Raw genomic sequence first — 14121 nt, 5'->3', positions numbered from 1 at the left:
CGGTCACAGCAGATGTGGCTCGCTGCGAAAGCGGCAGGGAGTGACCGGCAACGTTGTGTCGAACGCGCTTTGCGGGCGGTCACGCAGGCTGTGGTAGATTCCGCTGATCTGCCGCCCGACGGCTTCCCAGCTATACACCCGGCGGCATTCGGCTAGTGCAGCCCTCGCCAAGCGCGCGCGCCGGTCCGCGTCGATAATGACGCTGGTCAGCGAGGCCGCCAGCGCAGGCACATCGCCGGGATCGGTCAACATCCCATTCTCGTCATCGCGGACGCAGTCGACCACGCCCACGGCATGGCACGAGACGACCGCAAGACCGCACGCCATCGCCTCAAGAATCGTGTTCGAGAACCCTTCGGCATAAGTCGGCGACACGAAGACGTCGTGCGCTCGGTACAGTTCGGGGACCGCGTCATATTCCGCATACCCGCTGAACATCACGAGATCAGCAAGCCCAAGTTCGGTGGCAAGCACCTTCGCGCGTTCGACGTCAGGGCCAATGCCAGAGATGGTTGCACGCCAGTTGCCATGTACGTCCGGTAATGCCTGCAAAAAGTCCAGCACGCCTTTGCGGCGGTCGACCCGGCCATGATACAGCAAGCGAACCGGACCTTCGGTTTCGTTCTTGAGTGCTGGCGTGAAATGGGAGGTGTCGACTGCACCCGGAACGATTGTAAACCGGTCGAGCGCGGTACCGAGGCGTTCGTGGACTTCGCCCGCGAAGCTGTCGCCGCCAATCAGCAACGCTCCCGCATGATCAAGCACGCGTACCATCGCGAGCCGGTGCGTCTCGCAGCACGAGCCGACCCAGTGACCGTCACCGCCCTGAATTGATACGACGCAGGGCAAACCAAGGCGACGGGCCGCGATCATGGTCGCCCAGCCGGTTGGATAGCCGTATTGAGCGTGTAGGACGTCGAACGGGGCACGCGCGTGCTCACACACGATCGCGTCAATCATTCCGTCTATATCACGTTCGAAATCACCGTTTGCCTGCTCGCCCACCGCTTCAAGGCCGAGGACGCGCACACCCGGTACCGCGGGCGGCGGGCCACCGCCGTAGACGGATGCACGTGCGGGATCACCATAATATTGGCTGATCATCGTGACATCGTGGCCGCCAGCGACGAGTTGGCGTAGCAGGTTGATCGCATAGATCGACATGCCTGAAATTGCCGGGAAGAACCGGCGGGAGACGAAGCAAATCCTCATGCCTCAATGCTCCGCAGATAGGCGATCGATTCCGGAATGGCGGCATGTGCGCGCGGGCTTTCCCGCCCAAGTTCGACGCAAACCAGTCGGGTGAAGTTGATCGCCTTGAGCGCGGTGAGCACCGCGGGCATGTCCATGTCACCTTCACCGAAAGGGAGATGCGTGTGGTCGCCACGACGCATATCCTCCACCGCCACGGTGCCGATCCGCGTGGCATAGTCGCGGACCGCGTCGGCGGGTTCGATATCCTGAGTGACGAGACAATGACCGGTATCGAGCGCGAGCCGAAGCCGCGGGTGCCGTGCGACAAGTGTGTCGTAATCGCCGACCGTTTCGATGAGCATTCCCGGCTCGGGTTCAAAGCTCGCGTCGACGCCGACCCGCTCGGCATGATCGAGCACTTGTTCTAGTCCGGCGTCGAGCCATGATCGCGCCTCGGCGGGATCGACACCGGCCAACGGCACTCCCGCCCAGAACGACACCGTCTCGCTCCCGAGCCGCGCCGCCACGTCGAGCGCGCGGCACAGGAACGTTACGCGTCGGGCGCGACCGTCCGCATCGGGGGTAATCAGCGTCGGCTCGTGCTTCTTGTGCGGATCGAGCAGAAAGCGCGCGCCGGTCTCTATCACGCTGCCGAGCGACAGCGTGTCGAGTAGCGCGGCGACACGGTCGGCTTCCTGCTCCCAGCGGGACGCGAATGGATCGAGGTGATGATGATCGAGCGTTAGCGCGACGCCGGCATAGCCCGAGTCCGCGATCAGCCGGAGTGCATCGTCGAGCCGATGGTTTGCCGCACCATTGGTGTTGTAAGCGTAGCGCAGGCTCATGCGCGCCTCCGTTCGTCAGCGAAGGCAACGTGATGCGCCTCGGGCTCGCGGTAGAGTGGGTACAGTGGGCCGACGAGCGCGTCGGCGACGGCGGTGTCGAACAGCGGGTTGCCCAGGCGCTCCGCATCCGCTGGGGTCAGCCGGACTCGGCGCAGCGTCTGGCTTTCGTTTACGCCGAACTTGATCAGCGGCGAGTCGAGCGCAAGCAGCTTTTCAGTGTTGCGCGCGCCGATCCGGTAATAGCTCATCGTTTCGACCTCCATGCCGGGGACGATGACCTTGACCACCGAGATCGCGAGGTCGGCGGGCGACATGTCGACATAGAGCACGTCGAACCCCGCCGCCTCGACCGCCGCACGCGCCGCGGCGGCGCGCGCATGGCCGTCGGGTGTGGGCAGCGTCGGCAATGCGTCGAAGCTATGCGATCCGCGTTCGGACAGAACCGATTCGGCAAGCCACCCCCGCAAGGTCGCGGCGTCCCGCCCAGTCCAGTCGCGCATCGCATCGAACGCGCGGCTGTCACTTGATCTTGCGGCACCCCCGGCTTGCGCCATGAACCGCGCGACATAATCAGCAGGTGCGACCTGTGCGACGAGATCGGCTGGGCCATGCGCGAAAGCCTTGCGCGCACGGCTTGCGGCAAATTCAGTCAGGCACTTGTCGAGAGCGGCGGTGCGGTCGGAGTGACACGCTTCTCCGCAAGCGGTCACCATGATCGGCGCGGCGGGGGGCGTGTGTTCATCAATTCCGACGCAGTAAAGGTTTGGCATTCCAAACTGATCGGTCGCGAACTTGGGCATCGCGCGGATCCCCGCCGCCTCGAACCGCTCGAGAATCGCGGTGGTCGAAGGCGCAAGGCTGGTGTCGAGATCGAGCATTACCCCACGGTCGAGCGCGCGAAACAACAGGCCGTTGCCGTCGCGCTGGAGAATCTCGCACAGCCCGTGCCCGATTGCCCAGTCGAGATCGGGACCGGCGCCCATCCCGTTCGAGATGATCGTTGTGAACGGCTGGTAACCGGGGGTCAGCTCCTTTGACGAATAGGCCGCGAGGTCAATTGGGACCAGCACGCTGGAGCCATCCGCCCAGCGTCTGGCCTCAACCCATTCGAGCACCGTTTTATGATCGACTGGTGACCCCGCAGGCAGGCACAGCGTCAGCGGATCGGCGACCGCGTGTGCGCCGAGGCTGCGGACCAGATCGGCATAGCTCCCGCGCGTCTTGCCGCGCGCGCCGAGCGTCAGCGTCGGCCACACCATCTCGGCGATCTCGCCAAGCCCGCCGAGCACTGCAGCTTCGTCGGTCGCGCCATAACCGACGCCATAGGGCATGATCCCGCCAAGCGCGGGATCCTCCGGGAACAGCGCGACGACCCAGACGGGAAGGCCGAGCCGGTCGAGCGGATGGATTGGGAAGGCGACGACATCGCCTTTGGGAAACGCATCGAGATAGGCGCGCGCGGCAGGGCCGAGATCGGCGGAGAGCCCGATCCTCACAGCGCAAGCCTCTGCACGCCCGGCGCACGCGCGAGTCCATCGTCGAGCGCGGCAAGCGTAACCGCGCGATCGACTTCGGGGGCATATTCGAACGGGGTCAGCACCGCGTCGAAATCGAGCGGGGCGATGGCTTCACGGTAGCGGCGGAGTTCAGCGTGAGTCAGCGGAATATCCTTATGAAACGCTTTGTGGCTCGAAATTGCGAGTGACCGACCGGCGGGATCCTGGTCGATCTTGAACATGTCGCCGCAGAACAGGCGGCGTCCCGGTGCATCATGAAGCGCAGCCTGCCCCTCGTAATGCCCGCCGACATGATAGAGCGTGTACCCTGGCGCGAGTTCTAGTGTGTCGTCGTATGGCATGGTGACTCGGAACGCCTTGGTCAGCTGGAGGTCGTCGCGCTGAATCGCGACCACCTCGGGGTCGAACAGGTACTGGAGCTGGAACAGCGCGCCGTATCCATGCGCATGGCTCGCCGCGAGGAACGCAATACCGCCGAGCGCCTCGATCTGCGCTAGCATCGCGACCGAGTAATAGGGCGCCGCCTCGAACGCGATGTTGCCGCCGTCGCGCACAATCAGCCAGCCGGTCCCGCCGAGCCCGAGCGTGGGACTGGTGGTGAACGCCCACAGGCCAGGTGCGACCTCGCGCGCGGACCCGTCATGCGTTGCGGCGACGTCGGCTTCGGGGAGGAAGCACCAGCCATCCTCGGGCAGATCGTTGCGGACATCGGTGCAGACGGGGCAATCAGGCGGCGCAAAATGACGCTGCCAGAACCCGCAGTTGGCGCAGGCGAACCAGCTTAAAGGCATGATCGTGCTTTCTGATAGGCCCGGTCGAACAAGCGCATCAGCGCCAGATCGCGGGGCATCGAAAAATCATGCGGTTCGCCACATGCCGCCGCCATGAACGCAGCAGCCTGCGCAGCGAAGGGCGAGGTCGCAGTGTCAAAGGTGAGCGACGTCTGCGCGCCGGTGCTGCCGCATTGCTGCACCAGAGTGCCGCCCGCGGTCTGACCCATGGTGTTGGTAGCGATAAGCAACCCGCGCTCGCCAAGGACCTCGAGCCTACGGCGCGGTAGGTTCTCCGCGCAGTTATAGGCGACATGGCTTTGGAACAGCGCGCCCGACGCCGAGCGGGCAGAGAGCATCCCACCGTCGTCGACCGCGTAGGCATGAATTCGGCTTTGCAATGCAATCGACAGGTCGATCAGTGGTTCACCCAGCAGACACTCGGCGAGGTCGAGCCCGTGCAGCGCAAGATCGATCACCGCACCACCGCCCGCGCGGACCGGATCGGCGCGCCAGTTGTCGTGCGCGCCGCCATCGGGAGTCCAGTCGGGATCGACCCAACAAGCGTATAGGATACGGATCGCAACGGGGCGACCGATCGCATCGTTCGCGACGGCTTCCGCGATCCGGCGATGTGCGGGGTGATGCCGCTGGTCGAACGCGGTGCCGTAGAGCGGGCCGTCTTTAACCGCAGCTGCCATCGCCTCGCCCTGCTTGAGCGAGGCGGCGAGCGGTTTCTCACACAGCATTGGGATCCCCGCCGCCGCGCAAGCGCGGACGGGGGCGAGATGCGCATCGTTGGGCGTCGCGATATAAACGAGGTCGCACAAACCCGACGTAAGCATCGCTTCAGTTGTCTCGAAAGCGACGATCCCAATTCGTTTCGCCCGCGCGCGCGCTTCCGGGGAAGGATCGGCTACCGCCGTCACTGCCCCGCCCGCCGCGACAATTCCGGGGACCATGTAATCGCGTGCTACCCAGCCAAAGCCTACGATTCCCCACCGCATCACCATCGCTCCGGCAAATCGACAAGGCGCCGCAGGCGGACGTCATCCGCGTTGAACGGCGAGGCGCCGGCAGGACCTGCCCAGAAGCAGCCCGCAGCGTATTCGTCCTGATACCGCCTTGACGGCCAGCGAACCGATCCATCGTTGCCAAGCAGCGGATTGCGCCGCAGCACGGCTCCGGCAGGCGGTATGGCTAACCCCCGTGCAATCGGACGCGGCGGTCCCGCTCCTTCGACCAGCGACCACGCTTCAACAGAGGGTTCCGGTGTCCAGCCACTCGGGGCGGCAACCGTGCCCCCGAGCAACGCAACAAGCAACGCCCGTTCGTCATAGACCTGTGCGTCAGGGAAAAGCGCAGCCCAACCTGAAGCGGACAATGCCGGCCCCATTGCGCCTCCGGCGTGCTCCGAATTGTGCAGATGACTTATTGCGAGCGTTCCCCCTTCAGTGAGGGCATTGCGCAACCGGGCGGCCACCTCCGTCTGATCGGGGAGGAAATAGAAGGCGTCGTGACACATCACGAGACCGAACCGCATGTGCACAACTGGCCATTGCGCGGCGGCATCGAAAACGACGTAGTGCGCACCGGGGGCGACCCAGTTTTTTGCAAGCCAGCATTTGGCGAACACCACATCCGCGCCGAGGCATTCGATGCCGCGCCGCGTGAGCTCGCGGAGATAATGGCCAATTCCGCACGCCAGCTCGAACGCGACTCCGGTAGGCGTCGCATGCATCTCGAGCAGCGCCAGCCCCGCGAGATAGGTCGGATCGCTCCAGCGATAAGCGAAATAATCCGCGACCGGGCCCAGCCGCAGCAACGCCATCGCCTCGCGCAGCGATAGCGTTTCGCGTTCGCGGACAAGCCGCGTAAGTTCGGTCAAGTTGGTCGCGGGTCCGGTCCACCACGCATCCTGATCTGTTAGAAGCGCAATCAGCGCATCGTCGGGGCAGCCCGCGTCGAGATGGTCGAGTGCGACTGCGGCAAGCCCTTCGCTATCGACGCGTAGATAGGGGATGCCATCCACCACCGGCCAGCGCTCCCCCGGCGCGGCGAGCGAATGCAGCGTGTCATAGGCAAGCGTTTGCCCCGTGACAGGGGACACCAGCGGCATCTCGGTAAACGCCAATGCGGGCATTAGGCGAGCCCGGCGTCGGCAAGGATGCGGTCGTGGAAAGTTTTTACCGGGCCATCATGGACCAGCCCGTAATCGTGAAGCACGACCTGCATCGTCAGCCCTGCCGCGCGAAGATGCTGCTCGATCTCGAGCACGCGGTCGAGCACGTCGGCGACGTGGAACGCGCGCGCTTCTGGCGTGACGTCGCCACCAATTGGCGCGAGCGCCGCCGTTATCACCAGTGCGAGGTCAGGCGCGGTTGCAGCGAGTTCATCAAGACATGCCTGCCGCGCGGTCGCAATCGCGGTGTCGAGGCGGTCGCCGAGCAGTATCTCGCCCGAATAGCCGCTGTCGGGCATGTCGGCATTGTGGAAATGGTGCGCCATGCCCGCAAGAAACACTGAGACCGGGTCCGCGCCGTGCCACGGACTGGCAAGCACGCCATACACCGCGACCATCAGGCAATGCTCGGCGTGATTTTCCGCGGGCTGCAACAGGATGCGGGGATGCCCGGGGCAGGTAACACCCGCGCGGGGCTGATGCGCGAGCTTGCCAACGAAACTTGGCACCGGACCCGGCACGGGGCGTCCCCGCGCAAGCGCGGCACGCAGCCGCTGCGCCAGCGCGGGATTAAGGTCGTGGGTAACTTCGTCAAATGCGCGTTCGAGCACCGTCACCGCATCGTCGCCGAGCCCGAGCGTGTTCAGTGTCGCAAGGTCGAGATCCCCTAGCCGCGCCGATACCAGCGCGGCACCGGTCACCTGTTCCATCACCGCCGCAGGAGCGTCGCCGCGCACCAGCGCCGCCCAGCCAAGGGCGAACAAACGTTCCGCGATCGACCCAGGCGCCTGCGCGGAGAAGACCCGCTTAAGATCGCCTAGCTCGCGCAGGAACGGCAGCGCGGCGGGCGTCAATTCGGCGGAGGGTACTAGACCCTCCGCCGCGCCAGACAGGGGCATTTGGTTCACGCGGTCTTGCCGTCGAGCCAGTGATCTAAAATCGCCTGCTGCTCGGGGACCGCATGGACCGGCTTGCGCCCGCTGCTCGTCTGCGGAAGCTTGAAAAACAACCCCATTTGATCCTGCACGCCGCCTTCGCCGCGCTGCTGCGCAAGATCGAGACACCGCGCAATCTCGATCGCAAGCGGAGCTGCGAGGATCGAGTCCTTGCACAGGAAGTTGAGCTTGAGTTGCATTTTCTGGCCCATGAAGCCGGTCAGATCGATGTTGTCCCACGCTTCCTTGTCATCGCCGCGCGGTCGATAATAATGGATCATGATGATGTGATCCTCGACCGGATAGCCGAGGATGTCGTTGAGTACGCTACCCTTGGTGCCGAGCTTCGATGCAAGCGACTTGGGATCGTCGAGCGCGAGACCGTCCGAATTGCCCAGGATATTGGTCGAGAACCAACCATCGACGTGGAGCGCACGGTCGCGCAGCGCAGGCGCAATCACCGTCTTCATGAATGTCTGCCCGGTCTTGCCATCCTTGCCAGCGACGGGGACGTTGCGCTCCGCTGCGAACTCGGCGAGCGGCGCGATGTCGGCGGCGACCGACGGGGTGAAGTTAGCGTAGGGCGTGCCCGCGTCAATCGCGGCATAGGCGTAGAGCATTGCCGGACTGATCGCGGCGTCATCCTCGTCCAGCCCGCGCTCGAACGCTTCGCGTGATTGCAGCGCGGCATCATCGGCATGCGGGACACGCTCGGTTGACGCGAGGTTGATGACGACGACACGGTCGAGTCGTTTCTCGGCGCAGAATTGACGCAAGTCGGTCTGAATCTGCTGGATGGCAGCGCGGTGGCCGCTCTCGAGCTTGTTGCTGCCATCGATATTGGCGCAGTATGCAGTACTGCCCACCGCCTTCCACGGGCGCATGGTGTTAAGCGCGGCGGCACCGTCGGCAAGTTCCCTGTCGCCGATCACGCCGTGCCGCATTGCGCACGCGCCGAGTGAATCCTCAGTCAGATCCCATCCGCCAAATTCCAGATCACGGTATGCGATCATGCCGGCCACATCGCGATCGGCGAGAGGAAGCCCGTTGAGGCTGTTCGACCCTGCCTTAATCATTTCGATACCCGCGATAGCGGTGGTAGCGACGGCGCCACCTACACCTACAATCGCCACGCCAAGCCGTTCTGCCATGTCTGATCCCTACTTCGGCCCGCCATGGGCCAAGGGATCGTTAACCAGTTGGCAGCGATGGACTTCTCAGAATCGGGCGCGCAGCGCGAAAAAGTTCCTCGGCAGTTACATATGTCCCCGCACGCGCATTTCGGGGTGATCCATGTCACCACGCGCGCCAACCGGGGGCAACCAGTCGGTCGCGACTTCGCCATGGCGATCGTGAAAATCGACCAGCGTGGCGAGTTGGTCGACATCATTGATACGGATTATGCGCGCATTGCGTTCGACCAGACCGGTTTCCTCGAGAGCCTTGAGCGAGCGGCTGACATGCGTCTTGGTTAGCCCGACCGCGTCGCCGAGATCCTGCTGGGTCAATGGGAGCTCGAACGTCGATCCCGCATGACCATCGACCACGCGCAAACGCGAGCGGATGTCGAGGAGTAGCGTGGCTATGCGCGTAAATCCATCGGTGCGCCCGACCGATGTCAGCCGGTCTGCCATTGCAACCTGTTCCGACGCCGCCACTGCGAACAGCAATGCCCCCAGCCGCGGATGATCGCGGAATAGCCGCCCAAACGCCGCCTTGGGCATCTCGAATAGTGTCGTTTCGCTCACCGCTCGCAGCGTTGCGGCGCTATATCCCCACGCGATTGAGAAGGTCGCGGTGATGTCGCCGACGAAATAGAAGCGCAGGATCTGCCGACCGCCATTCTTGAGCTTTACCGAACCATGCAACCAGCCGCTTGCCACGATATAGAGGCTGTCACAGCTCTCACCTTCGTGAACGACAACGTCCCCAGACCGGAAGGTGCGTTGGCGGCGTTCAAGCGAGCGCAATGCGTCACGTTCCGAAAAGGTAAGCGCTAGATGGCGCGAGAGGCGCGTTTCGAGAGGGCTTTCAAGCATAGATTGGTTTCTTGCGGCTTGGTAAGCATTGTCCGTATCGTGCATTTGTGTTTGACGAAAGGTTCAACTGGCGATGCTCTGGCCAACCTGCTCGCGACGCGCCACACCGGGCCGGGTTTGAACCCGATCGGGCGCGTCAGGCCTCATGGTCTGCTCGCGTAGAAGATCATGATATTCAGCCAACGCGCTTGGCTTTCGGCGATATCAGCGAGATAAGGGCACGTTGAGCGGTTCCCTCGCAGCAAGCCGCAGCCGATTGGTGACGTAATACCCTATGAGCTGTCAGGGTCAGCATACTGGGACAGTCTTACCGCGCCAAGGGCGGCTTGGCGGCGCTGTACATCCAATGCCGGAGACGATCACTCTGCAACGCTTGGCATTTGAGCAGCGCGTTGTGTTTGCGCATGATGTGGACATCATCCTGAACGCCGATGACAAGGCGGTCTACCTGATGCGTGATGGCGTGGGCGCTACGCCGGTCAGCTTTGCTGCCTACGCTCGGGCTGCGCAGCCTCTGATCGAAGCAGCGCGCGGACGAACGCAAGAAGCGCCCAATCCTCACGAGCGATTGTCAGGGCGCGCCCTCATATAGACAGGGGCAACTTTCGACCGCTTGCGCCCTAAAGCCGCCCATCTGGAATTCACCAGACCAGGACATTCAGCCAGGGCTGGCGCAGGGCGCGCGCGCCCTGCGATTCGAAAGCCGACCGTCTGCTTCCGATGAGAAAAGCGGGCGGTCGCTAATCGCCCAATGCCGGTTATTCATGTTCGAATCGTCTCCGCCTGATGCCATCTCGCAGCACGCAGCCTTCTGAACGGCTCGAGTTTGCTCCAATTCGCTTTCAGCGCAGGTTCGATTAAGGCCAGCGACATCACCGCGCGGGCGCGAAGACCCCAAGGCCGGATGGTCGGCAACGTCGCGGCTAGAATAGCGCGACGTGCGGCGGTGGGTTGCGGTGCCGAGAACCCCGCTGTCAGGATCAGAAGGTGACGGTGATGTCGCCGGTGTAGGCCCGTCCGGTATTGAATATGTACTGATCGTACGGCGCGCTTTTACCGGTGCTGATGTTGGTGACCGATTTGTCGTCGAATAGGTTGTTGACCTCGAAGCCGACACGCACCGGGCCGAGGTCGTAGCGTACCGATAGGATCGCGGAGTTATACCCCTTGCTGCGATACGAATTGTACGTCGCAAGCGTCACCGCGTTGGTGACGGCGGTCGGATCGGTGAACCACTGGCGGCCGATATATTTGTCAATCAGCGAGAAGCGGATCGGTCCCTGCTTGTAGAGGACGCCGCCCGCCGCCGTGAATTCGGGCGCGTTGGCGACTTGGAGCTTCATTGCGCCGGGATTGTCAGTCTTGGCGTAGTTGCGCGAACCGTTGGCGAACACCGCGAAGCCGCGCGGCAGGGCGTAGGTTATCTGCCCCTCCACGCCCTTATACTGCACCGCGCCCTGATTGATGAAGATCGTGCCAACGGTCGGATCGGGCGAGACGAACGAGGCGAACTTGTCGCTGAAATCGATCTTGTAGACGTCGGCATCGACCGAAAGATTGCCGCCATGATAGACGACGCCGCCCTGATAGTTGGTCGAGCGTTCCGGCGCGATGGTCGAGAAGCCGGGATTGGCGACGTACAGCGCGCTCAGCGCCGGCGCGAGGAAGCCGCGTGCATATTGGAAATAGGCGGCGAGCGAATCCGTCACCGCATAGTTCACGGTCGCGAACGGCAGGTTGGCGCTGTAGGTATCGCTGGTGCGCTGCGCGAAGCGTGTCGTCTGGTTATAGAGCGCATCGGCCTTGCGGTTGAAATCGACATGCTTGAAGCCCGGCGTGATCTTCAGCCCCGGCAGCGGGCGCAGTTCGAGTTCGACGAACTCCTCGGTGTGGTTGGTGTGCGAATTCTGATCGAACTTGACGTTGGCGGGCGGCTGCACCGTGCCGGCGGGTGCGGCGGAAAGCTGTGCCGCGGTCAGCGCCTTCTCCGCGAAGTTGGGCGCGCCGGTCAGCAGGTTGACGTCGCGCTGCTGGCGGTAGGTGTCCGACCATTCGATCCACGCGCCGGTGGTGATCGCGCCGAAGCCGAAGTCGATCCGCGTCTTGGCGATGTCGCCATAGACGCGGTAGCGGTTGGTCTTGGTGTAGCCGGGCACGCCGAAGCTGGTCTTGCCGCCCTGCGTCAACGTGACGACGTTCGCCTTCGTCACCGCCGCGGCGATATCGGCAGCGGTCGAGGTCGTGGTTGACGCGGTGCCGAAGATCGTGACGTCGTTGCCGCTCAGCGTCTCGTTATCGTAACTGTAGGTGTATGCGCGGTTCTCGAAGGTCGAGTTGGGCGCGATGTTCGCCTCGAATTTGACGATCTCGAAATCGGTCGTCTTGTGGGTGTGGTTGTACTTGTAATAGTTTTGCGTGTTGGGATCGTTGTCGAGGCTGAAATAGCGACCGTACAGCGCCTTCTGGCCGAGCGTGACGCCGTCCTTGTCAGGCTGGTTGAAGTCGTTCTCGTTATAGGTGCCGAGGATGGTCAGCTTCGCATCCGGGCCGACCGGAATCGCGATCTTGCCGAACACGTTGTTCGAGGTGAACGGGCTATAGCTGCGCAGGCCGTCCGATCTGATATGCTGCCCGCTCAGCACGATCTCGGTGCCGCCGAGCTTGTCGATCGCGCCGCTCTGCGCGACGCCGCGCAGCAGATAGGTGTTGTAGCTGCCGTAGCTGCCCTTCGCCTCGATGCTGGCGTCGTCGCGGGTGGCGCGGCTGAACAGGTTCATGTTGCCGCCGAAGGTCGCCTGGCCGAGCTGGCTGGCATTGCCGGGGCCGCGATCGACGATCAGCGTCTCGATCGTGTTCGACGGGAAGAACGTGTTGGAATGGTGCGTGGGATCGTTGGTGTCGCCGAACGGCACGCCGTCATAGGTGATGTTATATTCGCCATCCTGAAAGCCGCGGATCTGCGCCTTCGATTCCGACAGGCCATTGCCGTTGGCGTTGCCATAGCCCGACACGCTCGGGCTGATGAGCGCGATCTGGTTGAAATCGGAGGTTGCGGGCAGCGAATCCTCGATGAACGAGCGCGAGATGATCGACTGGGGCTGCGTGGTCTGGAGCGAGGCGGTGACGGGCGCGATCTCGTTCGCACGAGTCGCGGTGACGACGATGTCCGAACCCTCGGCGATACCGGTCTGATCGATCTTGGCGATGTCCGCCGGTGCCGCCCCTGCCGGCGCCGGGTCTGCGAAAGCTGCGCTAGCCGTGGTTGCCATGAGGATAGCGAATGCACTCGCACCCAGCCGGCGCGCGTGCGCCGTCGTCATCGTTTTCATAACTGTAACGGTCCCCGTCGCCTCTATGCGGCGGGGCTATGGGTGTTGCGTGACACTTCAATTGCGCGAATGTGACCGTTGGAAGATTGGGAAAACATAATCGCGAAGCACGCGTACCGAAGCGGCGGCAGGTTATATGATCCCAATGTCGCGCGGCGACACGGTGAAACGCTCGAAACTGCAATATTCACCGCGCAGACTATTGTCGACCGTACAGCATGGGATCGATAGATGCGCACCTCACACTTTTTGGGTTTCGGCATCGCGATGCTGCTCTTCCCCACCCTTGCCGACGCTCGGCCGACGCCAAGCTATGCCGTCGCAGGTACGATCGCCGGGCCGGATGGCGGCTGGGACTACACGAGCGTCGATCCCGTGACACGCCAGGTCTATGTCGCGCGTGCCGACAGCGTGACCATTGCAGACCTCGCGACGGCTCGGGTGCGATCGGTCGGATCGACCGCCAAGAGTCACGCGGTTGTGCCGATCCCGGACCAGCACCTGTTGCTAGTCACGAGCGGGCGCGACGACAGCGTCCGGCTGATTGATCCGGCAACCGGCGTGGAAAAGGCGAAGATCGCCGTCGGCAAAGACCCCGATGCAGCCTTGTACGATGCCGCTACGCACCGCGCCGTCGTGATCAACGCCAAGGACGGCACGGTATCGCTGATCGATGTGGCTGCGGCGAGGGTCGTCGGCACCATCGCGCTTAAGCCCGGTCTGGAATTCGCGCAGCTTGGCAAGGACGGCACGCTCTACGTCAATAACGAGGACGCCAGCGAGATCGAGACGGCGAACCTCGCCACAGCGACCGCAGGCGTGCCGATCGCACTGCCGGGCTGCACCGAGCCGAGCGGATTGGCCTATGATGCCACGACCGATCTGCTCATCAGTGCCTGCGCCAACGGCAAGGCGGCGGTGGTCGACGCCGGCAAGCACAAGCTCGTCAAGTTGCTCGATATCGGATTGGGGGCGGACGCCGCGATCCTCGACGCCGCGCGCCGCCTCGCCTTCGTACCCTGCGGGCAGAGCGGCGTGCTGACCGAGATCGCGCTAGATGCCAACGGCGGCCCGGCGGTGGTGGCAAACATTCCCACCGAGCCCGGCGCCCGCACCGGCGCGGTCGATCCGCGCGACGGCACGCTCTACCTGCCTACGGCGCGACTTGCCGCTCCAGTCGGATCACAGAAGCGCGGCGTGCCGTTGCCAGGGTCGTTCCACATCATCGTGGTCAGGCCGCACGCCGCATAACGGCAAGCATCGCTTGGCCACCGACTACGAGCGACCATCTGCTAGGGACACGCGCGGCA

At 63.6% G+C, this 14121-nt stretch carries 12 protein-coding genes; 2 read left to right on the top strand and 10 right to left on the bottom strand.

The annotated features are described in order from the left end of the window. Nucleotides 1-3: 3 nt before the first annotated feature. The 9 genes from OXR00_RS12580 to OXR00_RS12540 form a co-directional block, all read right to left on the bottom strand. Nucleotides 4-1212 (bottom strand): glycosyltransferase family 4 protein, encoded by a 1209-nt coding sequence (locus tag OXR00_RS12580; protein ID WP_267388539.1) that lies wholly within the window; start codon nucleotides 1210-1212, stop codon nucleotides 4-6. Next, complete coding sequence (locus tag OXR00_RS12575; protein ID WP_267388538.1) at nucleotides 1209-2039, bottom strand: sugar phosphate isomerase/epimerase family protein; 831 nt, start codon at nucleotides 2037-2039, stop codon at nucleotides 1209-1211. The genes OXR00_RS12580 and OXR00_RS12575 overlap by 4 nt, the downstream gene beginning before the upstream one ends. Continuing rightward, nucleotides 2036-3535 carry a YcaO-like family protein gene (locus tag OXR00_RS12570; protein ID WP_267388537.1) on the bottom strand — a complete coding sequence of 500 codons (1500 nt, stop codon included), beginning with the start codon at nucleotides 3533-3535 and terminating at the stop codon, nucleotides 2036-2038. Before OXR00_RS12570 ends, OXR00_RS12575 begins: the two co-directional genes overlap by 4 nt. Next, nucleotides 3532-4347, bottom strand: coding sequence for a hypothetical protein (locus OXR00_RS12565; RefSeq protein ID WP_267388536.1), 816 nt, complete (start codon nucleotides 4345-4347; stop codon nucleotides 3532-3534). The genes OXR00_RS12570 and OXR00_RS12565 overlap by 4 nt, the downstream gene beginning before the upstream one ends. Then, on the bottom strand, nucleotides 4338-5333 hold the full coding sequence (locus OXR00_RS12560; RefSeq protein WP_242152260.1) for a Gfo/Idh/MocA family oxidoreductase: 996 nt from the start codon (nucleotides 5331-5333) through the stop codon (nucleotides 4338-4340). The genes OXR00_RS12565 and OXR00_RS12560 overlap by 10 nt, the downstream gene beginning before the upstream one ends. After that, the gene (locus tag OXR00_RS12555) at nucleotides 5333-6469 is read right to left on the bottom strand and encodes a class I SAM-dependent methyltransferase (RefSeq protein ID WP_267388535.1); all 1137 of its coding nucleotides are present in this window, start codon (nucleotides 6467-6469) and stop codon (nucleotides 5333-5335) included. Before OXR00_RS12555 ends, OXR00_RS12560 begins: the two co-directional genes overlap by 1 nt. Then, nucleotides 6469-7407 (bottom strand): hypothetical protein, encoded by a 939-nt coding sequence (locus OXR00_RS12550; protein WP_267388578.1) that lies wholly within the window; start codon nucleotides 7405-7407, stop codon nucleotides 6469-6471. Before OXR00_RS12550 ends, OXR00_RS12555 begins: the two co-directional genes overlap by 1 nt. A gap of 5 nt (nucleotides 7408-7412) precedes the next feature. Continuing rightward, complete coding sequence (locus tag OXR00_RS12545; RefSeq protein ID WP_267388534.1) at nucleotides 7413-8594, bottom strand: inositol-3-phosphate synthase; 1182 nt, start codon at nucleotides 8592-8594, stop codon at nucleotides 7413-7415. Between the two features lie 105 nt (nucleotides 8595-8699). Continuing rightward, complete coding sequence (locus OXR00_RS12540; RefSeq protein ID WP_267388533.1) at nucleotides 8700-9482, bottom strand: Crp/Fnr family transcriptional regulator; 783 nt, start codon at nucleotides 9480-9482, stop codon at nucleotides 8700-8702. Nucleotides 9483-9828: 346 nt separating this feature from the next. Between OXR00_RS12540 and OXR00_RS12535 the strand changes: the two genes are divergently transcribed. Further along, nucleotides 9829-10074, top strand: a complete 246-nt coding sequence (locus OXR00_RS12535; protein WP_267388532.1) for a hypothetical protein — start codon at nucleotides 9829-9831, stop codon at nucleotides 10072-10074. A 388-nt stretch (nucleotides 10075-10462) separates the two neighbouring features. Here the strand turns inward: OXR00_RS12535 and OXR00_RS12530 are convergent, their stop codons facing one another. Further along, entirely contained in the window at nucleotides 10463-12751 is a 2289-nt protein-coding gene (locus OXR00_RS12530; protein WP_267388531.1) for a TonB-dependent receptor, read from the bottom strand. A gap of 291 nt (nucleotides 12752-13042) precedes the next feature. Here OXR00_RS12530 and OXR00_RS12525 point away from each other — a divergent pair, with 291 nt between their 5' ends. After that, nucleotides 13043-14062, top strand: coding sequence for a YncE family protein (locus tag OXR00_RS12525; protein ID WP_267388530.1), 1020 nt, complete (start codon nucleotides 13043-13045; stop codon nucleotides 14060-14062). The last annotated feature ends 59 nt before the right edge of the window (nucleotides 14063-14121 follow it).

The organism is Sphingomonas sp. GC_Shp_3, assembly GCF_026540945.1.
GTDB lineage: Bacteria > Pseudomonadota > Alphaproteobacteria > Sphingomonadales > Sphingomonadaceae > Sphingomonas.
The sequence above is the reverse complement of the archived record's forward strand: the minus strand, read 5'-3'. Positions and strand labels throughout refer to the sequence as shown.